General features: G+C 67.8%; 19 protein-coding genes. 9 read left to right on the top strand and 10 right to left on the bottom strand.

The genetic code is table 11. The annotated features are described in order from the left end of the window. Positions 1-6: 6 nt before the first annotated feature. Positions 7-1,290, top strand: a complete 1,284-nt coding sequence (locus tag NKI68_RS09750) for an MFS transporter (RefSeq protein ID WP_368410944.1) — start codon at positions 7-9, stop codon at positions 1,288-1,290. A gap of 365 nt (positions 1,291-1,655) precedes the next feature. Further along, on the top strand, positions 1,656-3,419 hold the full coding sequence (locus NKI68_RS09745; protein ID WP_254542861.1) for a nitrite/sulfite reductase: 1,764 nt from the start codon (positions 1,656-1,658) through the stop codon (positions 3,417-3,419). A gap of 132 nt (positions 3,420-3,551) precedes the next feature. Here NKI68_RS09745 and NKI68_RS09740 read toward each other — a convergent pair whose 3' ends face one another. Continuing rightward, positions 3,552-4,940 (bottom strand): tRNA(Ile)(2)-agmatinylcytidine synthase, encoded by a 1,389-nt coding sequence (locus tag NKI68_RS09740; protein WP_254542860.1) that lies wholly within the window; start codon positions 4,938-4,940, stop codon positions 3,552-3,554. Between the two features lie 183 nt (positions 4,941-5,123). On the opposite strand from NKI68_RS09740, the gene NKI68_RS09735 reads away from it, so the two are divergent. Together NKI68_RS09735 and NKI68_RS09730 are read left to right on the top strand one after the other, a co-directional pair. Then, the gene (locus NKI68_RS09735) at positions 5,124-6,089 is read left to right on the top strand and encodes a transcriptional regulator (protein WP_254542859.1); all 966 of its coding nucleotides are present in this window, start codon (positions 5,124-5,126) and stop codon (positions 6,087-6,089) included. Positions 6,090-6,204: 115 nt separating this feature from the next. Beyond that, on the top strand, positions 6,205-6,579 hold the full coding sequence (locus NKI68_RS09730) for a hypothetical protein (protein ID WP_254542858.1): 375 nt from the start codon (positions 6,205-6,207) through the stop codon (positions 6,577-6,579). 149 nt (positions 6,580-6,728) lie between these two features. On the opposite strand, the gene NKI68_RS09725 is transcribed toward NKI68_RS09730, so the two are convergent. The 6 genes from NKI68_RS09725 to NKI68_RS09705 all read right to left on the bottom strand — a co-directional run bounded on the left by NKI68_RS09725 (position 6,729) and on the right by NKI68_RS09705 (position 10,117). After that, entirely contained in the window at positions 6,729-7,007 is a 279-nt protein-coding gene (locus NKI68_RS09725; RefSeq protein WP_254542857.1) for a glutathione S-transferase N-terminal domain-containing protein, read from the bottom strand. Between the two features lie 117 nt (positions 7,008-7,124). Beyond that, the gene (locus tag NKI68_RS09720; RefSeq protein WP_254542856.1) at positions 7,125-7,973 is read right to left on the bottom strand and encodes a DUF7089 family protein; all 849 of its coding nucleotides are present in this window, start codon (positions 7,971-7,973) and stop codon (positions 7,125-7,127) included. A gap of 24 nt (positions 7,974-7,997) precedes the next feature. After that, a complete protein-coding gene (locus NKI68_RS23940) occupies positions 7,998-8,084 on the bottom strand; it encodes a hypothetical protein (RefSeq protein WP_438267801.1) in 87 nt (28 codons plus the stop codon). Positions 8,085-8,251: 167 nt separating this feature from the next. Further along, the gene (locus tag NKI68_RS09715) at positions 8,252-9,073 is read right to left on the bottom strand and encodes a Zn-ribbon domain-containing protein (protein WP_254542855.1); all 822 of its coding nucleotides are present in this window, start codon (positions 9,071-9,073) and stop codon (positions 8,252-8,254) included. Further along, positions 9,073-9,465 carry a DUF2073 domain-containing protein gene (locus tag NKI68_RS09710; protein WP_254542854.1) on the bottom strand — a complete coding sequence of 131 codons (393 nt, stop codon included), beginning with the start codon at positions 9,463-9,465 and terminating at the stop codon, positions 9,073-9,075. Before NKI68_RS09710 ends, NKI68_RS09715 begins: the two co-directional genes overlap by 1 nt. A 4-nt stretch (positions 9,466-9,469) precedes the next feature. After that, the gene (locus tag NKI68_RS09705) at positions 9,470-10,117 is read right to left on the bottom strand and encodes an Era-like GTP-binding protein (protein ID WP_254542853.1); all 648 of its coding nucleotides are present in this window, start codon (positions 10,115-10,117) and stop codon (positions 9,470-9,472) included. 1,655 nt (positions 10,118-11,772) lie between these two features. Between NKI68_RS09705 and NKI68_RS09700 the strand changes: the two genes are divergently transcribed. Continuing rightward, positions 11,773-13,671, top strand: coding sequence for an AAA family ATPase (locus NKI68_RS09700; RefSeq protein WP_303657477.1), 1,899 nt, complete (start codon positions 11,773-11,775; stop codon positions 13,669-13,671). 99 nt (positions 13,672-13,770) lie between these two features. Here the strand turns inward: NKI68_RS09700 and NKI68_RS09695 are convergent, their stop codons facing one another. Beyond that, a complete protein-coding gene (locus NKI68_RS09695) occupies positions 13,771-14,796 on the bottom strand; it encodes a S26 family signal peptidase (protein ID WP_254542852.1) in 1,026 nt (341 codons plus the stop codon). Between the two features lie 264 nt (positions 14,797-15,060). Between NKI68_RS09695 and NKI68_RS09690 the strand changes: the two genes are divergently transcribed. Continuing rightward, positions 15,061-16,719, top strand: a complete 1,659-nt coding sequence (locus NKI68_RS09690) for a DNA-directed DNA polymerase II small subunit (RefSeq protein WP_254542851.1) — start codon at positions 15,061-15,063, stop codon at positions 16,717-16,719. A gap of 174 nt (positions 16,720-16,893) precedes the next feature. On the opposite strand, the gene NKI68_RS09685 is transcribed toward NKI68_RS09690, so the two are convergent. Both NKI68_RS09685 and NKI68_RS09680 read right to left on the bottom strand, forming a co-directional pair. Further along, complete coding sequence (locus tag NKI68_RS09685; RefSeq protein WP_254542850.1) at positions 16,894-17,502, bottom strand: DUF8121 family protein; 609 nt, start codon at positions 17,500-17,502, stop codon at positions 16,894-16,896. A 74-nt stretch (positions 17,503-17,576) separates the two neighbouring features. Next, complete coding sequence (locus tag NKI68_RS09680) at positions 17,577-17,948, bottom strand: hypothetical protein (RefSeq protein ID WP_254542849.1); 372 nt, start codon at positions 17,946-17,948, stop codon at positions 17,577-17,579. 87 nt (positions 17,949-18,035) lie between these two features. On the opposite strand from NKI68_RS09680, the gene pyrE reads away from it, so the two are divergent. From pyrE to NKI68_RS09665, 3 genes are all read left to right on the top strand, one after another. Continuing rightward, entirely contained in the window at positions 18,036-18,557 is a 522-nt protein-coding gene (pyrE, locus tag NKI68_RS09675; protein ID WP_254542848.1) for an orotate phosphoribosyltransferase, read from the top strand. A gap of 172 nt (positions 18,558-18,729) precedes the next feature. After that, positions 18,730-19,443: a phosphoribosyltransferase family protein gene (locus tag NKI68_RS09670; RefSeq protein ID WP_254542847.1), complete on the top strand. Its 714-nt coding sequence runs from the start codon at positions 18,730-18,732 to the stop codon at positions 19,441-19,443. Between the two features lie 153 nt (positions 19,444-19,596). Beyond that, positions 19,597-21,072 (top strand): NCS2 family permease, encoded by a 1,476-nt coding sequence (locus NKI68_RS09665; RefSeq protein ID WP_254542846.1) that lies wholly within the window; start codon positions 19,597-19,599, stop codon positions 21,070-21,072. Positions 21,073-21,119 lie beyond the last annotated feature (47 nt).

Here is a 21,119-nt window from a genome sequence, read left to right as displayed (position 1 = left end):
GTCCGGATGACGAAGTGGCGGACGCTCCTGCTCGCGACCGCCGCGTTCAACCTCTCCTTCCTGATCTGGTTCTCGTTCGCCCCGTTCACTGGCCCCATCGGCGAGGAGTTCGGGCTCACGACGTGGGACCTCGGACTGCTCGCGAGCGCCGCCATCTGGAGCGCGCCGCCGGGCCGGATCGTGACCGGCTGGCTCTCCGATCGGTTCGGCGCGCCGAAGGTGTTCGCCGCGGTGCTCGCGTACGTCGGCGCGTTCAGCGTCGTCAGCGCGTTCGCCGACTCCTACGTCGCGTTCTTCCTCTCGCGACTGGTCGTCGCCTCGGCGGGCGTCACGTTCGTCGTCGGCATCCAGCACGTCGCCCAGTGGTTCCCCGAGGAGCAACTGGGGACCGCCGAGGGCGTCTACGCCGGCGTCGGGAACGCGGGGGCCGCCGGAGGGGCGCTCCTGCTCCCGCGGCTGTTCGGGACCGACTGGCGGAGCGCGTTCCTCGTCACGGGCGTCGCGGCGATGGCGATGGCGGTCGTCTACGTCCTGCTGGGTGAGGACGCAGAAAGCGAGGCGCGGGCACGCGAGGCGAGCGAGCGGGCGTCCCTCAGAGAGTGGCTCCACGTCGCCACCCGCTACGGCGTCCTCGGTCTCTCGCTGGCCTACGTGATGAGCTTCGGGCTCGAGATTTCGATGAACGGCTGGCTCCCGACGTACTTCCGCGAGGGCTTCGGCTCGGGGCTCGTGGTCGCGAGTACCTTCGCGGCGACCTTCTCGCTCGCCGCGGGACTCCTTCGGCCGATCGGCGGGTACGTCAGCGACCGGCTCGTGCGCGAGGAGCGCGACGTCCTCCCCGTGTTCGCCGGTCGCCCGCGGGAGCAGTGGACCGTCGTCTGCCTCTCGTGCGTGGTGGTCAGCCTGTTCGGACTGACGCTCGCGGGCGAGACGGGGAGCGTGACGCTCACCGTCGCCGCGGGCGTGCTCGTCGGCGCGTCCTGTGCGTTCGCCGAGGGCGCGGTGTTCGCGCAGGTCCCGGCGATGTTCCCCGAGCGGACGGGGACGGCCGCCGGGCTCGTCGGCGGGATCGGCACGTTCGGCGGGATCGGCTTCCCCCTCGTGTTCGCCTCCGCCGCGACGACCCTCGGGAGCGTCCACGCCGGGTACGCCGCCGTGGCCGCCCTAGTGGTCCCCATCGTCCTCCTGAACGCGTGGATCGCGCGGCCAGTCGTCGCCCGTCGGGCGCACGCCGCCGGACCGTTCGACCCCGCGTCCTCCCCGGAGCGCGCGGACGAGAGCGACGACTGAGGCGACTCGACGCCCGTCACCCTCCTCCGAATTCTTCCGCGAACGCGGGACAGGAGCCACGAGCGGGGCGAACTCGCGCGCGACGGGACGGCGCGAGGCGGTGGGAGCGGCCGACGACAATTTGACGATGGGACAGTTGCGTTCCGTATCCTCCGCCGTTTTTCGACAAAGAACCCCCTTATATCGCCTATACACCTACTCAGATTAGACGCTCGTTCCGCCCGACGCGGCGTTTTTAGATATTTTCAACGATTACGCTTTTATCCTATTGTGCTCCACGATCATCCGACTTAGAGTGAAACGAAGAATGTACATGAAAAAATCAGCCGACAAAGTAGACGTACGTCTTTGTGAGGTGAGCGGCAGTGGCGCATAAGAAGGAGGCGTGGAAGGACGAGTGCTACGGCGACGCGGTGCGCGACCGGATCCTCGCGTTCGCGGAGGAGGGGTTCGAGTCCGTCCCCGAGGACGAGCGGGACGCCTGGTTCAGCCGCTTCAAGTTCTGGGGACTGTTCCACCAGCGGAGCGGCCAGGAGGGCTACTTCATGATGCGGATCGCGAACGCCGACGGCGTCCTGCGCCCCGGGCAGCTGACGGCCGTCGCGGAGGTGGCCCGCGACTACGCCGTCGGGCCGGTCGCCAACCCCGAGTTCGGCAACGGGTGGATCGACCTCACCAGCCGCCAGTCGATCCAGCTCCACTGGATCAGGCTTGCGGACGTCCCCGCGATCTGGAAGAAGCTCGAGGCCGTCGGCGTGAGCACCCGCTCCTCCGGTGGGGACGCGATGCGCAACATCACGGGCAGCCCCGTCGCCGGGAAGGACGCCCGCGAGGTGATCGACACCCGGCCGCTCCTCGAGCGCCTGTCGACCGACCTCCGCGGGGACGACGCCCTGTCGAACCTCCCCCGGAAGTTCAACATCGGCGTGAGCGGGGTCCCCGACGGCTCGGCCCAGGACGCGATCAACGACGTCGGCCTCGAACCGGCGCGGCAGGAGGTAGACGGCGAGGCGGTGATCGGCTACAACGTCCGCGTCGGCGGCGGGCTCGGGGGGAAGCAACCCCGGGTCGCCCGGCCGCTCGACGTCTTCGTCACCCCCGAGGAGGCCTACGAGGTCGTCCGCGGGTTCGTACGGCTCTACCGCGATCACGGCGACCGCCAGCGCCGCGCGCGCAACCGAACCCGCTTCCTCGTCGACGAGTGGGGCACGGACCGGATCCGCGACCTGCTCGACGCGGAGTACGTCGACTTCGACCTCCGCCCGGCGGGCGAGGACTTCCGCGAGCGGTACGAGTACAACGCCGGATCGGGAACCGGCGACGCGGACCTCGTAGGGGTGAACCAGCAGCGCGACGGCGACTACTTCGTGGGTCTGACCGTCCCCGTCGGACGGCTCCCGGCGCGCGACGCGCTGGCGCTCGCCGACCTCGCGGAGGCGTACGGCTCCGGCGAGATCCGGCTCACCCGGCGGCAGAACCCCCTTCTCGTGGACGTCCCCGAGTCGAACGTGGCCGACCTGCTCGCCGAGCCGCTCCTGGAGCGCTACCCGGCGGAGCCGACGCCGTTCCAGCGCGGCGGGATGGCCTGCACGGGGACGGAGTTCTGCTCGCTCGCGCTCACGGAGACGAAGACGCGCCTCGCCCGGTTGCTCCGGTGGCTGAACGCGAACGTCGACCTCCCGCCGGACGTGGAGCACCTCCACGTCCACTTCTCGGGCTGTACGGCCGACTGCGGACACGCCCACACCGCCGACATCGGCCTGCTGGGGATGCGCGGGCGGAAGGACGGCGAACTCGTCGAGGCGCTCGACGTCGGCGTCGGCGGTGGGATGGGCGAGGAACCGGGCTTCGTGACGTGGATCCGCCAGCGCGTCCCCGCGGACGAGGTGCCGGGCGCGCTGCGGAACCTGATCGAGGCGTTCGTCGCAGAGCGGAGCGACGGGGAGTCCTTCCGCGAGTGGGTCGCGGCGACCGACGAGGAGGCGCTGACGGCGTTCTGCGAACCGGAGGAGACGGACTACGAGGACCCGGCGATGTACGACGCCAAGGGGTCGTGGTACCCGTTCGCCGACGACTCGACGCCCGCACGGTCGGCGGTCGACGGCGCGCCGACCACCTCGGACGACTGACGATGACCCCCGACGAGTCGCGCGAACGGCGACAGCACGCCTCGCTCGACGTCGCACCGGAGCTGTTCGAGTCAGCGGAACGGGAGGGGGATACGTGAGCGGGGGGATACGTGAGCGGGGGGACTACCGTGACTACCGCTCGGGGTGCGTCGGCGCGTCGAACCCGCCGCGGACGAGCGGCTTGGCGATGTGCCGGCGGGCGCACGGCGGCACCTCGTACCAGCCCGATTCGAGGTCGCGCTCGATCCCCCGTTCGACCTTCCCCGCCGCCGCGGTCCCGCAGTCCCGACAGCGGTAGCCCTGGTCGCGGCCGGCGCTCTTCATCGTCCGCCCGCAGTCCGGACACGTGGGCGCGACGCGCTCGGTCGCGACGAGGTCGCGGACCGCGAACTTCTCCAGTTTGAGGGTGCCGTCCGCGACCTCCCCGCAGGCGGTGATGCGGTCGCCCGGGCGGAGCGCGCGGACGCGGTCGCGGAAGCGCTTGGTGGGTTCGAACGCGGCGCACCGGATCTCGTACTCCCCGTCGGGATCGGCGAAGTCGAAGAAGACGTGCCCGCCCTGTCGCGTCTCCGGGGGGGTCGAGACCGTCCCCGAGAGCCGGTAGGCGCGGCCGTCGAGGACGCCGTCGACCGTCCCCGGGGCGAGGTGGGCGTCGGTCCCCTGGTTGGTCAGGAAGGTATCGCGGCGGGCGACGGGTTCGCCCTCGATCGCGCGGGCGACGCGCTCGACCGCCCCGCGGTCGTCGCCGCGGATGCCGTGGAGGATCGGACAGGGGGTGTGGGGGACGCAGACCGTCTCACCCTCGCCGCGGTCGACGGTGTCCCAGACCGCGGGGTACTCGGCCTCGGCGGCCGCGAAGACGGAGTCGCGGTCGACCTCGCGCGGCGTCCCCCAGCGCTCCCGCTCGCGGTAGGAGATGCACTCGTAGGTCCAGTCGCCGGGAGAGGTGTGGGACGACGACGGGGGCCACGCCGCCCACGCGCCCGCGGCGGCGAGCGCGCCGATGCGCCCGCGACCGTCGCCCCACGCCGCGCTCCGGTAGCCGGCGTGTTCGACGAGCGCCTCGGCGTCGGCGATCGTGAGGTGCTCACGGACCGCAGAGCGGGCGAAGGCGGCGAGCGCGTCGTGGACGCCGGCGCTCGCGCCGAAGTCGTCGAGGGCGCTCGAATCGTCGAGGGCGCTCGAATCGTCGGGGGCGTTCGGGCCGTCGGAGGCGCTCGGATCGTCGGGACCGCCGGGGATGACGACCAGGCCGGGGTTGGTCCGCTCGTCGTCGGTCGCGGCGTGGGTCTCGATGGCGTCCCGGGCGACCTCGAAGGCGACGTCGGACGAAACGTCGGTGTGGATCGCGAGGGCGGCGTTGCCGCGGGTCTTGTGCTCGACCGCGGGGTTGAGTCGGACCAGTAGCAGGCGCTCGACGCGCCCGCGGTCGCGGAGCAGGTCCGCGATCAGGGCGGCGACGTACGTGGTGCACATGCCGTGCTCGCGGGAGTCCGTGTCGTCGAGTCCGACGATCGTCACGTGAAACGATCAGACAGGGATCGATTAACCACTTTCGCACGCGCGTCCGGTCGGTAACTCCCGGTTCACGGCGGTAACTCCCGGTTCACGGCGGTAACTCCCGGTTCAGGGACCGCGAATCGGCGTGACGCGACGCGGTGAGTGGCACAATATATATATTCGGTCAAAGGCTTATGACCAGGTATGTCACGGTCTGCACTGGTCGGCAACGTGACGGCGATGCTCGCCGACGCGGGGTTCCTCGTGAGCGACCGGTGTGCCGTACGCCCGAAGAGCTTCGACCTCGCCGCCCGACGCGGCGACGACGTCATCCTCGTGAAGATCCTGGGGAACATCGACTCGTTCGACGGCGCGACCGGCGCGGAGATGCGTCGGCTCGGCACGTACCTCGACGCGACGCCCATGGTCATCGGCCTCCGAACCCGCGACGAGGACCTCAAACCGGGCGTCGTCTACTTCCGACACGGCGTGCCCGTCCTCTCGCCGGACACGGCGATGGACTTCTTCGTCGAGGACGTCCCGCCGCTCATCTACGCCGCGCCGGGCGGGCTCTACGTGAGCATCGACGGCGACGTCCTCGCCGACGCGCGCAAACAGCGCGACTGGAGCCTGGGACGGCTCGCCACGGAACTCGGCGTCTCGCGCCGGACCGTCTCGAAGTACGAGGACGGCATGAACGCGAGCGTCGAGGTCGCCGTCCGCCTCGAAGAACTGTTCGACGCGCCGCTCACCCATCCCGTCGACGTCTTCGAGACCGAGGAGCACCGGGACGGCGACTCGACCCCGGAGGACCCCGAGGCGGGCCCGGACGACAAGCCCCTCGTCGCGGTGCTCACGCGCGTCGGGTTCGACGTCCACCCCACGCTCCGCTCGCCGTTCAAGGCGGTCAGCGAGGACGACGAGCGCCGCGAGGCCCTGCTCACCGGGCACTCCGAGTTCGACCGCACCGCCGAGAAGCGCGCCCGGATCATGAGTTCCGTCGGCGAGGTGACCCGCACCCAGTCGTTCTACGTCGTCGACCGCGCGAAGCGCGAGCGCGTCGATCGGACCGTCCTCATCGAACGCGAGGAGGTCGAGCGGATCGACGACGCCGAGGACCTCCGCGACCTCCTGCGCGAACGCAGAGAGGACGTCGAGGAACCGGCGTGAGGGTGCGAACGGCGCGGCGCTTCGATCGAAGCGACCGGTGACGCGACCGGTGACGCGACCGGTGGCCGTTGACGCGACCGACTGCTTTATCTACGCACGTGTGCTGCCGACTCGCATGACGACATCGAGTAGCTACGGTGCAAGCGGTCACGCCGCGGGTGGGTACTTCGACGAGCGGGCGAAGGGCCCGCTTCGCGACGCGGTCGAACGAACCGTCCTCCCGTGGCCGGGCGTCGAGCGCGCCGTCACCTTCGACTGTCCGTCCTACTACGTCGATGGGGAACCCTTCGCGCTCGTCTCGAATCGGGGGATCGTCCTGACGCGACTCTCGACGGAGGAGCGCGAACACCTCCGGGTGCGCCACCCCGTCGCGTCGTTCGAGGTGCACGGCCGCCGCGTCGAGGACTGGGTGACCGTCCCGGTCGGTGCGGCGGACGCCTACGCCCTCCGGCCGTATCTCCGGATGAGCTACGACCGTACCTCCGAGTGAGCTACGACCGTACCTCCGAGTGAGCTACGAGGCGGCGACGCCGTAGCTCACGAGGGGATCCCGTATTCCCGCGAAGGACGGAGCCGGATTCGGTCGGAGAACGATCGGCGTTGGGCGTTCGAACGGTCGATGCGGGGCGTTCGTTCGATTCAGGCGCTCGCGCTCGCGTCCCCGTCCGCGCCCTGGCCGTAGGTCTCCTCGAGGTACGCCACGATGTCGTCGGACTCGGCCATCCCCTCGACGCCGTGCTCCTCGTCGACGAGGACCGGAACGCCGGTCTGTCCGCTCACTTCCTCAACCTCGGTGCGCTCGGCGTGCGACCGCGGGACCATGTGCGATTCGTACTCGAGTCCGAGTTCGTCGAGCTTGCGCTTGACCTTCGCGCAGTACGGGCAGCCTTCGAGTTCGTAGAGTTCGAGGTTCGCCATCACCGGCGATAGGTCCGCGGGACGTAAGAAAACAGCGGTGGATGTGCGACAGGACCGCACAACGCCCGAGCGAAGTCGTCCGGGCTTACCCGAGCGAAGTCGCCCGGGCTTGCGCCCTCATTCGCGCAGTTTCTCGAACGTCTTTCGCGCCCACGTGACGGCGTAGTCCGCCCCGTACTCGCGGTACGCCTCCGTGTCGAGCGCGCCGAACGGCGTCGGCAGGTCGAGGTCGTGCTTGAGGCCGGCGCAGGCGAGTTCCGCGGCGGTGGCGAAGTCGGTGCGATCGGTCGCCACTTCCCGGGAGAGCCCGGAGAGGCGAGGCTGGAGTCGCTGGCCGGCGTCCGCCCACGCCGCGTGGAGGCGCGGGCGGTCGGACGCCCAGCCGCGGAACGCCTCGCGGGTGTGAAGCCCGAGGTAGGCGTCGTAGAGGGCGACCGCGAGCTGGTAGGTGTCCGCGGGGGAGAGACCGGCGGTGCGACCGGACGAAGCGTCGGAAGCGGTCGCATCGGCGGGAGCGCTCGCGCCGGAGGGATCGACGGCGGCGGCGAACTCCCGGTACCGCTCCTCGAAGAACCCGAGGAAGTGTTCCGGGAGGCCGAGTCCCGCCTCGACCAGCGCCTCGCCGACGAGGAAGTCCACGAAGTCCCCGGGCGATCCCTCCGTTCGGGCCTTCACGAGGACGGTCGGCGGGGCGGTCTGGCGCGTCCACGTCACGCCGCCGTCGCCGGGCATCCCGACCGTGAAGTCCCGACCGGCGTAGGCGCGCAGCTGGGCCGGCGCGTCCGGCGGGAGCCACTCCTCCGGATAGCTCACCGGGTCGAGCGAATCGACGAGGAGGCCGAGTTCCTCCGCCTGCGCGGGCGGGAGGGTCTCGAAGTCGGCCTCGCAATCGAGGACGAGCGCGCCCGGGACGTGCGTCTCGCGGACCGACGCGAGATCGTCGGGCAGGTCACGTCGAGAGAACATCGCTTGGTAGGTGTTGAATCAGCGTCACAGGACGAGCGTCAGGACCGACACGAACGCCAGCAGCCCCGAGACGAGGACAGTCCCGAGCACGATCTTGGTTGCGTCACTCATACCTCCCGGTTCGTACACGGACGATTAAGTTCTGTTGGGTTACGCCCGGGCGACCGGGCGACGAAAGACGGAAGAAGGTTGCGGTTTCGCGTTCTGAAAAACCCCTTCGTTTCCACTGGAAAATCGACGTACTGCGGTGGGATAGCCCTTCAGGCGTCCGGACGCCCTCACTCGTCGTCCCGACCGATCCAGTTCTCGGGCATCTGGATGACGTACCGTCCGTTCTCCTGGAGGGCGATGATGTACTCGTCGCGGTCGTACAGTTCCATGAGGTTGAGTTCGTACTGCCCGGGTTCGAGGATCTTGATGCTCTCGAACTGCTCGTTGAGTTCCTCCCGGAGTTCGGAGAGGTCGGGGCGCTCGCCGGTGGGTTCGCGCACCACGCGGCCCTCGTTCGGCGGTTCGGCGTCGACGTCCCGCGCGTGCGGACCGGCGTCGCGACCGGGGTCGGGGAGTTCCTCCGGCGATGCGATCTCTCGACGGGCGGAGGCCTGAGCCGCGTCCTCCACGACCGAATTCGGGAGGTTACCCGCTTCTGACTGGTCGGCCGTTCCAGTCGAAGACGAGGGGGCGCTGGGGGCATCCGGGTCGGGGAGGCCGCCGGAGGACACGGGTGCGTCGGACGCGTCGGATGCGTCGGAGGTACCGGATGCGTCGGAGGTACCGGATGCGTCGGAGGTACCGGATGCGTCGGAGGTACCGGACGTGTCGGAGGGGCCATGCGGGTCGGAGGGATCGAGCGAACCGGAGGCGTCGGGCGCGTCCCGTCCGTGCACCCAGCCGCGGACGGTCGTGGTCGCGCGTCCGACCGTCTCCGCGACGCCACCCGCCTCCGGTTCGGGCGGCGTCGCGTCCGACGGCGTCTCGGAGACGGGGCTCCCCTTCGGGTGGAACTGGAACTTCGTCCCGCCGCACTCGGGGCAGCCCGACAGCATCTCCTTCGACCCGTCGGCGAACACGTGGCCGCAGTCGGTACACTGGTGGGGCATTATTTCCGGGTGACGAGCGCGCTGATGAGGTTCTCGTCCTTGTGGAGCGTCTCGATGCGGTTCGCCGGACCGATGACGGTCAGCTTGTTCCCGCCGTCGGAGCCGCGCCCCATCAGCCGTCCGAAGAAGCCGCTGTCGTTGCCGCTCGGTCGCGGATAGGTCTCGATCTCGATGCCGGTGAACTCGTCGGGACTGATCTCGCTCATCGTCACCTCGATGAGCTTCGACTCCTCGTCCGGCGAGAGCCCGTCCTCGAGGATGACGATGTTCCCCTTGTGGACGCCGTCGAGGATGAGTCGGATCTTCTCCATGGTGCGGAGCTTCGACATCCGCTCGCCGCTGATGAGGTCGATCTGGACGCCTTCGCCGTCGGAGGTGGTGTATTCGGGCATGGTATCAGGCGAAGTACTCCGCGATTTTGTCGTAGACCTCGTCCATGTTGTCGCCCTCGAGCGCCGACAGCGGGACGGTCTCGTGCTGTGGGAAGGCGTTCGAGATGCGCTGGACGCTCGACTCCTCCAGATCGATCTTGTTCGCGAAGATGAGCACGGGCAGGTCGCGGCTCTCGATGATACCGATGAGCATCGTATTGACCTGCGTGAACGGGTCCTCGGCGCTGTCGAGCACGTAGATGACGCCGTCGACGTCCTCCCGGAGCCAGTGCATGGCCTCCGCGACGCCCTCGGTGGCCTCCCGTGACCGGCGGACGGCGTCCTCCTTCTCCATGTCGTGTTCGAGGAACTCCTTGTAGTCGACCTTCGTCGTCACGCCCGGCGTGTCGACGATGTCGATCGTGACGGTCTTGCCGTTGCGCTTGATCTCGACGTTCTCCTTGCGCCGGGCGCGGCGCGTTTCGTGTGGAACGTGACTCTCCGGACCGACGGCGTCCCCGGTCCAGTCGCGAGCTATGCGGTTTGCTAACGTGGTTTTACCGGCGTTCGGCGGACCGTAGATGCCGATGCGTTTCGGTTCCTGTCCCGGTCCCGCGAAGAGTCGAGAGGTGGCTCGCGAGATGCTATCCCTGAGGTCGGTGAGCAGTCCCATCCGTATTGTGTCCTCCCACGACCCCACACGGGGGCGCGTCTACCCGGTATACCAGACCCGATGTACTTAAGGGTGCGTCAGACACCTGTCAAGAGTTTGGGAGTCGGAGGGACCGGCGGAACGACGGAGCGGGAACGGAATCCGCCGAGCAGGAGTGGCCGAGCGGGAACAGCGGAGAAGAGGAGAGGTGAAGAGGGGAGGTCAAGAGGGGAGGTCAAGAGGGGGGTGAAGGGGAGAGTGAGAAAGAGGAAGGCGGAGACGTGGGAGGGAGTGGGACGTATCCGAGTGACGCGGTCAGCTGCCCGTGGACGTGATAGAAGAGCGACGACTCCCAACGCGACGACTCCCGTGGTGACGCGTTCACCGTCGTGCGACGCTCCGTACTACGAGAGGCATGATACCACGAGACAGACGGTGGTACGAAGACCCCCACCCCTTCGTTTCCACTGGAGCGGCCCGCGAGGGTGGGGAGGGGGTCGGCGGATCGGGTGGATTCGTCAGAACGACGGACTAAACGAGACGTTAAACTCACTAGGACTAGAAACGTCTCTCTAGATTCACTCTCTAATTCTAGTAAACCAACAACGAATAACGCTTTTGTTCGCAGTGCGGATACTGTTTGTTCTTTATTGTAATAAGTGTTTCCTCGTCTAGGGACGATCGCGGCTCTCGCTACCCCCCTCCCTCTCTCGCTCACGTTCGACTCGAAACGAAGGGGATGGGGGGTTTCACCGTTTCCCGACCGCTCTCCCCATCGACGATTCTCCCACCAAACGGCGATAAAGGGACGATACCGTCGGTTCTCTCCAGTACGATTCCTCTCCGGTCCGCTCCACACGAAATGACGCTGTCACTCGTATCCGAAGAAGGTTACCCCAATCTTTCGAATACACCTCTAGCGTCTTCTAGGCTACCGAGGGCCCTAGTAGACCGTTTCGCGACGGTGGCGGCACTCCGGCGGTCTTCACCGGCGCTCGCCGCGACCGGCGAGTCGACTCACCGGGGAGGGTTCGGTTCGCGTGGACTCTGTATTACGTGAGACTCTATATCACGTGGACTCCGGATCACGTGGACTCCGGATCACGAGGAGGACGGATCCCGGGTCTGTGCGGACAGCGTGCGGGTCAGGTTCTCCAAGAGTACACCAGCGCGTAAATGCCGCTCCACCCCGCGAACGCCTCCACGTCTCCGTCGGTACGTCCCCACGTCTCCGTCGGTCGCTCTCCCCGTCCGGATGGATTCGCCTCTCGTGTTGCCTCGTCGCCCGTTTAACCTCGCCACTCGTTTAGTCTCGCCGCTCGTTTAGCCTCGCCGCTCGTTTAGCCTCGTCACTCGTTCGTCCTCATCACTCATCCCGACCGGGGAGTCCTGAAATACCGATCGGGGAGATCTACCGACAGAGGAAGATCTACCGACCAAGGTGGTCATTCGACCGTGCGCGAAGCGCCTCCGTCGAACTCTCTCACTCGATCGGACGGGATCACAATGCTTAATTACAATCTCCTCCACGTGTTCTCCTGCATCAACTGGACGCATTCCCTACCCGCCATTTGCGTGAACGGTCGTGACGGGCTCATATTCGACCGATTGAGGCAATGCGCAGGTGTGACTCCACCTGAAACGAGGGGGTCGTTCGAGAAGAGGGAGCACGACACATGACCGACGAAGACCCGGACGGATCACGATCGAGTGCCTCCGACGACGGGCGATCCGCCACTGACGACGTATCCGCGTCGGCCGAGACCGACGGTTCACCGGACGGAACCGCCGGCGACGGCGACGAGGGAGCAGACTCGACGGAGGCGAACTCGACGACTCCGTCGGCAGGCACGCCGTCAGCGGACGCGCCGTCAGCGGACACGCCGTCGACAGGGGCGACTCCACCCGAAGCTACTCTACCGGACGCGACTTCGACGGACGCGACTTCGACGGACGCGACCGCGAGAGAGACGTCGACCGACGACAGGCCGACGACCGACGACGGGCGGGCGACCGACGACAGGCCGACGCCGGACGAGGACGTCGACGGTTCGAACGACGATGCCGACGGTTCGAGTGGCTCGACGTCTCCCGCGAGCGGGGGGGTGGCCACGGGTGACTCGTTCTCGTTCTCCGGTACGGGTGGGGCCTTCTCCGACCGCGGGCTCGCGGACGACGCGGACGAGGCCTCGCCGGGACTGTTCGACGACCTGTTGAGCGGCGAGCCGATCTTCGAGAACAAGGAGGTGCTCAGGCCCTCTTACACGCCTCGACGCCTCCCGCACCGGGAAGAGCAGATCAACAACATGGCGACGATCCTCGTCACCGCGTTACGGGGTGAGACGCCCTCGAACATCCTCATCTACGGGAAGACGGGGACGGGCAAGACCGCGAGCGCGAAGTTCGTCAGCGAGGAGCTGGAGACCACCTCCCAGAAGTACGAGGTGCCCTGCGAGGTGCAGTACATCAACTGCGAGGTGACGGACACGCAGTATCGCGTGCTCGCGCAGCTCGCGAACAAGTTCATCGACGAGAACAGAGAGCGGATCGACGCGCACCTCGAACGGCTCGTCGATCTCCGCGATCGCGTGGAGGACGGCGAGGCGACCCTCGAGGGAACGGACTTCCCTGATCTCGACACTCTCCGCGCGCGCGTAGAGAAACTCGAAGCCGACCGCGAGGAGTTCGAGCCGGTCCCGATGACCGGCTGGCCGACCGACCGGGTCTACTCGACGTTCTTCGAGGCGGTCGACTACCAGGAGCGCGTCGTCGTCATCATGCTCGACGAGATCGACAAGCTCGTCGAGAAGAGCGGGGACGACACGCTTTACAACCTCTCGCGGATGAACTCCGAACTCCAGAACTCGCGAGTTTCTATCATGGGCATCTCCAACGACCTGAAGTTCACCGACTTCCTCGACCCGCGCGTCAAGTCGAGCCTCGGGGAGGAGGAGATCGTCTTCCCGCCCTACGACGCCAATCAGCTCCGCGACATCCTCCAGGCGCGCGCCGACGTCGCGTTCAAGGACGACGCGCTCTCGGAGGACGTCATCCCGCTCTGTGCGGCGTTCGCCGCGCAGGAACACGGCGACGCGCGGCGCGCGCTCGACCTCCTGCGCACGGCTGGCGAACTCGCCGAGCGCGACCGCACGGAGCGCATCAACGAGGCGCACGTCCGGCGCGCCCAGGAGAAGATCGAACTCGACCGCGTGGTCGAGGTGGTCCGCACCCTGCCCACACAGTCGAAACTCGTCCTCTACGCCGTCATCCTGCTCGAACGAAACGGCGTCCACAACATCAACACCGGCGAGGTGTTCAACATCTACAAGCGCCTCTGCGCGGAGATCGACATGGACGTGCTCACCCAGCGGCGCGTCACCGACCTCATCAGCGAACTCGACATGCTCGGCATCGTCAACGCCGTGGTGGTGAGCAAGGGGCGCTACGGGCGCACCAAGGAGATGAGCCTCTCGGTCCCGCTCGAAGAGACGGAGGCCGTCCTCCTCAGCGACTCCCGACTGGGGGACGTCGAGGAGGCCCAGCCGTTCGTCCAGGCGCGCTTCGACGATAACTGAACGACGTTGAACAACGATTGAACGACGATCGTCTCGTCCGTTCCGTACCCCTTCGTTTCGCCTGCGAGTTCGTGACGATCACGTAACCATGACGATCCCTCAGCGACGTTCGTCGTCGCGGTGGTCCGATTTCGCGTCCGTCCCCTCGGACGCGTCCGTCCCTTCGGTCGCGTCCGTAGCTTCGATCGAGCCCGTAGCTTCGGTCGAGTCCGTTCCTCCCGGATCGAGGTCCGACTCGCCGGGATCGAGGTCCGCTCCGTCTCGGCCCTCCGGTTCGCCCTCGTGTCTCGATTCTCGCTCACTCTGGTCGCCCTCGTCGCTCTGGTCGCTCTGGTCACCTTCGCGCCCCTCCTCACCCTCGGACCGATCGCGCGTGAGGAAGCCGACGCCGATCACGCCGAGTCCGCCGAGGGAGACGACGAGCGCCGAGACCGTTCCGCCGCCGAAGAACAGCTGGGTGAACAGCAGGCGGATGTTGCCCAGGAGGGGGACGCGGAACTCGGCGGTGCCGATGACCCAGCTCGGGTGGACGGGCCTGCTCGCGATGCCCGCGACCTGATCGTACTGCGGGTTGGTCCGGGGGTTGTCCCCCTTGGTGATGAAGCCCGCGTTGGGGGCGGGACAGGCGGGGAGTTCCTCGCAGTTGTCGGCGGTGCCGAGGTACTCGGGGTTGGCCTCGTCGTACCAGTTCTCGCCCTCGTTCACCCAGAAGCGCGCCCGGTGGATGATCGGCGTCGCTCGCTCGCTCCCGTCGGGTCGATACACGATGACGTCGCCCGGTTCGGCGAACTTGGTGTAGCCGGTCTCCCGACCGACCTGGTAGGTGACCACGCCGGTCGAGTCGCCGTTCACCGTGATCGCCCCGTCGCCCGCGAAGCGCTCTTCCTCCATCACGAACACGAGGTCGCCCTTCTGTATGTGCGGTTCCATGCTCTCGCTCTCGATGGCCACCAGCGGGGGCCACACGCCACTGACGGCGAACAGGAGGAAGCCGACGAGCAGGACGGCAGCGACGCTTCCAGCGACCTCGCGCGCGTACGCGACGGCGTCGTGGTCGGTGGTGAGAAGCCAGCGAACCCATCCGAGTCCGACCGGTCGGTCGCCCTTCTCACCGGAATCTGTCATTGTTCCCTGTACCGCGTCGGCCGGTTTCAACTTTCTGCCTGGCTCCCACTTCTTCGCACCCCGATCGAACGCGTTCCTCCGGGCTTCTCACGGCTGACGTCTCCTCGTCGTCGAATTCGACGGCGAGGAGACGTCGAACTCCTCGTTCCCCTCCCTCCGCTCTCGGGCGGCGAGGCGTCAGGCCCCGCTCCCCGACGCCTCCGGATCCACTACGTTCCCCGGACGAGACGCTACGCTTTTCCCGATCGTCGTCGATCGGTAGGTGTGCCACTGGAGACGCCGCGACGCATCGTGGGGGAACTCGCGAGTCGGGGGTACAACGCCGAACGCGAGGCGGTGACGCTCCTCTCTCGCGCGTCGGACCCGGCGGCCGCGCTGGAACGCGCGCTCGAGGCCGTCCCCGAGGACGCGCTGAAACTCTCGGCCGACCACGTTCGCACCGCGCTCGACTCGCGCGAACCGGCATCGGACCCTTCCCCACCCTCCCGTTCTGCACCCTCTCGCTCCGCACCTTCCCCATCTGATTCCACCGTCTCCTCGGACTCCACCGTCCCCTCTGATCCGTCTCCTCCATCCGACTCCTCTGGTCCATCCTCCCCGTCCGACTCCGTCGCTCCCGCAACCCCCTCCGTTTCGGGTGGAGAATCACCGCTGGATAGCGACGGTGTGGATGTCTCTCCAGTCGAAACGAGGGGGTCTGCTAGGCGTCCCCGTACCCCGCAGTCGGCGGTCATCGCCGGAGACGTCACGGGGCGGAGCACGGGGACCGGCGAGTACGGCGACTTCGTGAAGGTGTTTCGCGACCGCTACGAGCGACTCTCCCGGAAGCTCACGGGTCGCGTGAACCACCGCCCGACGACGGCCGTCTCCAACATGCCCGGCGGCGAGGAGACGGCCCTCATCGGGATGATCAACGACGTCAGATCGACCGCCAGCGGCCACTGGCTCGTCGAACTGGAGGACACCAACGGCGTCTTCCCGTGTCTCGTCCTCAAGGACAAGCCGATCGCCGACCTCGTGGAGGAACTCCTGCTCGACGAGGTGATCGCCGTCGAGGGGACGCTCTCGGGGGACGGCGGCGTCCTCTTCGTCGACTCGCTTCACTTCCCGGACGTCCCGCGCACCCACCGCCCGAACACAGCCGACCGTCACGTGCAGGCGGCGCTCGTCTCAGACGTGCACGTCGGCAGCCAGGAGTTCCTCGCCGAGGAGTGGTCGCGGTTCGCCGCCTGGCTCCACACCGAGGAGGCGGAGGCCGTCGAGTACCTCCTGCTCGCGGGCGACATGGTCGAGGGCGTCGGCGTCTACCCGAACCAGGACGAGGAGCTATCGATCGTCGACATCTACGAGCAGTACGAGGCGTTCTCGGAGTACCTGAAGGAGGTCCCCGGGGACGTGGAGATCGTGATGATCCCGGGCAACCACGACGCCGTCCGCCTCGCCGAACCGCAACCCGCCTTCGACGAGGAACTCCGGGAGATCATGAGCGCCCACGACGCCCGCATCACGGGCAACCCCTCGACCGTCACCGTCGAGGGCGTGAACGTGCTCATGTACCACGGCGTCTCGCTCGACGAGGTGATCGCGGAGCTACCGGAGCACAAGGCCTCCTACGACGAGCCACACCTCGCGATGTACCAGCTCCTGAAGAAGCGCCACGTCGCGCCCCAGTACGGCGGGCACACCCGCCTCGCGCCCGAGGAGCGCGACTACCTCGTCGTCGACGACGTACCCGACATCTTCCACACGGGCCACGTCCACAAGCTCGGCTACGGGAAGTACCACAACGTGCTCGCCATCAACTCCGGCTGCTGGCAGGCCCAGACCGACTTCCAGCGGAGCGTCAACATCGACCCCGACCACGCCTACGCGCCGATCGTGGATCTCGACACGCTCAAACTCACTATCAGGGATTTCAACTAAACGACCTTTTGCTGCGGTCGCGCGGGAGCGACACGCTTCGCGGTCGCTCCCGGCTCCCTGGCAAAAGCTCGATCAAAAGCCTACGTCACCCGTTCGAGCCTTCGGCTCTCACGGGTTCCTTGGCCCGCTCGCTCCCTTCGGTCGCTCGCGGTGAGTACGCTCGTGCTGCGGCGGTCAGTCGCTCGTCGACTCTTCCACTGGGACCTCGATCCGCTGGACGGTCTCCGCGACGTAGCCTCCGCCGAGCAGTCCGGTCTCAGAGAGTTCGAGTCGGAGGTCGAAGTCGAGGAGGACCGGACGGTAGTCGTGAAACACCTGCCCGATGAATTCGAGCGAGAGCGTGCTTCCGCCTTGCACTCCCAGGTCCGGGATCTCGAGGATCGACCACTCGTGGTCGTCGCCGCGATCGAAGTATACCTTCGGAAACGGGTAACCGCCCGGCGTCCCGAGGTACAACTTCAGGGAGGGGATCGATCCCGCGTCGCGCCCTCCGTACGCGGTCCGCGCGTCCCGGAAGGCGAACCGGGCGCTGTCGAGGCGCGTCCCGTCGCGGTGCCACGTGTCGCTCCGGAGGTCGAACCTCCCGCGGTCGTCGACGCCGTCAGAATACAGCGAACTCGTGGTCAATTCCCCTCCGTCACTGAACGTGACGTGGGTCGCTCCGTCCCGCTCGGCTTCGACCGTCGGCCGACCGAGACGAGTCTCGCCGACGACGGTCGCGCACCCCGGAAGCGCGCTCACGCAGACCGCGCCGATGCCCGCGAGAACCTGACGACGGTTCATTAGGTCTGCTCCGCGGACCCTCGGCATAAGCTTTGTACGCGGTACGATTCGGACGACACCTTGCGACCGACGCCTCACACCGCTCTCCTCGCCGCCAGCGCGCGCTCGAAGCGGTAGACGCCGCAGGCGAGGACCCCGAGGACGGTCCCGAGTCCCGCGACGGTCAGTAGAGGGACGCCGAGTCCCGGAACGCTACCGATCCCCGCGACGCCCAGCGCGACGGTCAGCGCGTCCACGAAGGCGAGGACCTTTGCTCCCCTCCTCACCGTCCGCACGTCGCCGACGCTCCACGCCGCAACCCCGACGAAGGCGAACCGGAGGACGACGTAGCCGACGGCGAAGACGAGCGCGAAGAGCGCCAGCGAGGCGACGAGCCAGACCGCTCGGTCCGAGATACTCGGGGGACTGGCCTGGAGGAGTTTTCCGACCGTCGTCGCGTCGAACACGGTTCACGTTCGCTGATGGCTCACAAGTACTTTCCCCGCTCGCCCCGCTTCGCGGCGTTTAACACGCCCGTCCGCGCACTTCCGAGCATGACCGACGAGGACCTCATCGCGGCGCTGTGCGAGGCGGACGCCGTCAGGTTCGGGGAGTTCGAACTCTCCCACGGCGGCACGAGCGAGTACTACGTGGACAAGTACCTCTTCGAGACTGACCCCCGGTGTCTCTCGCTCGTCGCCGACGCCTTCGCCGAGCGCGTCGGGGACGCCAAGCTGGCGGGCGTCGCGCTCGGGGCCGTCCCGCTGGTGGCGGCGACGAGCGTCCGCGCGGACAGTCCCTACGTCATCGTGCGCAAGAGGGCGAAGGAGTACGGCACCGGAAACCGCATCGAGGGCCGCCTGAGCGAGGGCGAGGAGGTCGTCGTCCTGGAGGACGTCGCCACGACCGGGGGGAGCGCCCTCGACGCGGTCGAGGCGCTGCGCGAGGCGGGCGCGACCGTAGAGCGCGTGCTCGTCGTCGTGGACCGCGAGGAGGGCGCGCGCGAGCACCTCGCCGAGCACGGCGTCGAACTGGAGGCGCTCCTGACCGCCTCGGACCTGCTGGCCGATCGCTGATCGCTGCTCGCTGCTCGCTGATCGTCGCTCGTCGCTCATCGTTCGCCGATCACCGACAGCGGACGCCGTCCTCCCCCGGCGACCTCCCCGCCCCGCGGACACCACTCCCGTGGATACCGCCCCGCCGCTTCGTGTCGAAGTAATCATATCCGTGCATCGTCGACTCCGGGGTATGAACCGAGTCGAGAAGACGACCCTGCAGTTGCAGGCCGTCGCCGTCCTCCGGATGTTGAAGGAGACGCGCACCTACGACGAACTGGCCGACGAGACGGGGCTCCCGGCGGGCGACCTGAACCGCTACGTCAACGGGCACGTCCTCCCCGGGGAGGCGCGCGCCCGGGAGGTGGTCGCCTCCGTCGGCCGGGAGACGCTCTCGCGCGAACTGGAGGCGCGCATCCGCTACGATCCCGAGGGGTACGTCGACAACTCCGGGGTCGTCTTCGACCAGCCGTTTCTCGACCTCGTCGCGCCGGTCGCCGCCGAGGTACTCGACGTAGAGCGCCCCGACGTCGTCCTGACCGCCGCCACCGACGGCATCACCCTCGGCGCGGCGATGGCGAGCCACTTCGACGCCCGCCTCGCCTACGCGAAGAAGTCCAAGGAGACCGCCGTCGAGGAGTTCGTCGAGGCGCGCCAGCGCCTCGACAGCGGCATCGAGTTCACCTACTACCTCCCCGCGCGCGCGCTCAGCGCGGGCCAGCGCGTCCTCGTCGTCGACGACCTCATCCGCTCGGGCGAGACCCAGGAACTCCTGCTCGACATCGCCCGGCAGGCCGAGACCGAGGTGGTGGGCGTCTTCGCGCTCATCGCCGTCGGCGACGAGGGGATCGAGAGCGCCCGCGACCTGACCGACGCGCCCGTGGGGGCGCTGACGAAGATGGAGTGAGTCGGTCCACTCGAGCGACGCCCGGTACCGACGACGGCCGGTGCCGACGTCGCAGGCACTGGCCGCACCCGATATACACGCTCTTGCCCATTCTAGTTCGTCGGACATGGGAATAGTTAATTGACTGAATACGGTTATGCTCGAACGTGCATCATGGGCATCACTGATACCGATACCGCCGGCGGGTATACGGGTCGCGCTCGCCGCTCGTTGCGCGAGTTCTTCGACTTCGAGGAGTACGACACCGACCTGGAGACCGAGATCGTCGCCGGCGTCACGACGTTCCTGACCATGTCCTACATCGTCGTCGTGAACCCGGCGATCCTGGCGCAGGCGATCTCCATTCCCGGTTACAGCCAGGGGGCGGTCGTCTCCATGATCACCGTCGTCACGCTCGTCTCGGCGGCCGTGGCGACGCTCATCATGGCGCTGTACGCGAACCGCCCGTTCGCGCAGGCTCCGGGACTGGGGCTGAACGCCTTCTTCGCGTTCACGGTCGTGCTCACCCTCGGCGTCCCCTGGCAGACGGCGCTCGCCGCCGTCGTCGTGGAGGGGATCGTCTTCATCGCGCTCACCGTCGTCGGCGCGCGCAAGTTCATCATCCAGGCGTTCCCCGAACCCGTGAAGTTCGCCGTCGGATCGGGCATCGGCGCGTTCCTCGCGCTCATCGGCCTCCAGGCGATGGGCGTCGTCGTCCCCGACCCCGAGGGGACCTACATCACGCTCGGCAACGTCGCAAGCGATCCCGTCGCCATCCTCTCGATCGTCGGCCTGTTCTTCACCCTCGGTCTCTACGCCCGCGGCGTCCGCGGCTCCATCCTCGTCGGCATCCTCGGAACGACGCTGCTCGGGTCCGCCGTCACCTTCGCGGGCCTCGTCGCGCCGGGGGTCGTCGCGCCCGGGTTCGTCGGCAACGGACAGATCCTCTGGGACCGGTTGGCGAACTCCCTGTTCGGCGTGCAGTACGACATCACCCCGCTGGCGGGAGCGTTCGTTCGGGGGCTGACCGGCATCGAACCCTTCGGCTTCGCGCTCATCGTCTTCACCTTCTTCTTCGTCGACTTCTTCGACACCGCCGGCACCCTGACGGGCGTCGGGCAGGCGGCGGGCTTCCTCGACGACGACGGCGACCTCCCCGAGATCGAGAAGCCGCTGATGGCGGACGCCGTCGGGACCACCGTCGGGGGGATCCTCGGCACCTCGACGGTCACGACCTACATCGAGTCGGCCGCCGGCGTCGAGGAGGGCGGCCGGACGGGCATGACGGCGCTCGTCGTCGCGCTGCTGTTTCTCCTGTCGCTCGCGTTCGTCCCGGTCGCGGCGGCGATCCCGCAGTACGCCAGTCACATCGCGCTCGTCGTCATCGCGGTCGTGATGCTCCAGAACATCACCGGCGTCGACTGGGACGACATCACCCACACCGTCCCCGCCGGCATGACCATCCTGATCATGCCGTTCACGTTCAACATCGGCTACGGCATCGCCGCCGGCATCATCTCCTACCCCGTCGTGAAGGTCGCCGTCGGCGAGTGGCGGGAGATCTCGGTCACGCAGTGGCTGCTCGCGGGGCTGTTCGTCGTCTACTTCGTCGTCCAGACGGGCGGCATCCTGCAGGCGGCGACCGCCTGAACTCGGGCGGTCGACCCGCTCTCCGTCTCCCTCTCGCCACGTCCTTC

The sequence above is a fragment of the Halomarina pelagica genome (assembly GCF_024228315.1).
GTDB lineage: Archaea > Halobacteriota > Halobacteria > Halobacteriales > Haloarculaceae > Halomarina > Halomarina pelagica.
This window is presented reverse-complemented; position numbering and strand designations above follow the sequence as displayed.

Coding starts and splice junctions, on each gene's coding strand:
- NKI68_RS09750 (WP_368410944.1), top strand. CDS start 7: ATGACGAAGTGGCGGACGCTCCTGCTCGCGACCGCCGCGTTCAACCTC.
- NKI68_RS09735 (WP_254542859.1), top strand. CDS start 5,124: ATGTCACGGTCTGCACTGGTCGGCAACGTGACGGCGATGCTCGCCGAC.
- NKI68_RS09730 (WP_254542858.1), top strand. CDS start 6,205: ATGACGACATCGAGTAGCTACGGTGCAAGCGGTCACGCCGCGGGTGGG.
- NKI68_RS09725 (WP_254542857.1), bottom strand. CDS start 7,007: ATGGCGAACCTCGAACTCTACGAACTCGAAGGCTGCCCGTACTGCGCG.
- NKI68_RS09720 (WP_254542856.1), bottom strand. CDS start 7,973: ATGTTCTCTCGACGTGACCTGCCCGACGATCTCGCGTCGGTCCGCGAG.
- NKI68_RS23940 (WP_438267801.1), bottom strand. CDS start 8,084: ATGAGTGACGCAACCAAGATCGTGCTCGGGACTGTCCTCGTCTCGGGG.
- NKI68_RS09715 (WP_254542855.1), bottom strand. CDS start 9,073: ATGCCCCACCAGTGTACCGACTGCGGCCACGTGTTCGCCGACGGGTCG.
- NKI68_RS09710 (WP_254542854.1), bottom strand. CDS start 9,465: ATGCCCGAATACACCACCTCCGACGGCGAAGGCGTCCAGATCGACCTC.
- NKI68_RS09705 (WP_254542853.1), bottom strand. CDS start 10,117: ATGGGACTGCTCACCGACCTCAGGGATAGCATCTCGCGAGCCACCTCT.
- NKI68_RS09700 (WP_303657477.1), top strand. CDS start 11,773: ATGACCGACGAAGACCCGGACGGATCACGATCGAGTGCCTCCGACGAC.
- NKI68_RS09695 (WP_254542852.1), bottom strand. CDS start 14,796: ATGACAGATTCCGGTGAGAAGGGCGACCGACCGGTCGGACTCGGATGG.
- NKI68_RS09685 (WP_254542850.1), bottom strand. CDS start 17,502: ATGAACCGTCGTCAGGTTCTCGCGGGCATCGGCGCGGTCTGCGTGAGC.
- pyrE (WP_254542848.1), top strand. CDS start 18,036: ATGACCGACGAGGACCTCATCGCGGCGCTGTGCGAGGCGGACGCCGTC.
- NKI68_RS09670 (WP_254542847.1), top strand. CDS start 18,730: ATGAACCGAGTCGAGAAGACGACCCTGCAGTTGCAGGCCGTCGCCGTC.
- NKI68_RS09665 (WP_254542846.1), top strand. CDS start 19,597: ATGGGCATCACTGATACCGATACCGCCGGCGGGTATACGGGTCGCGCT.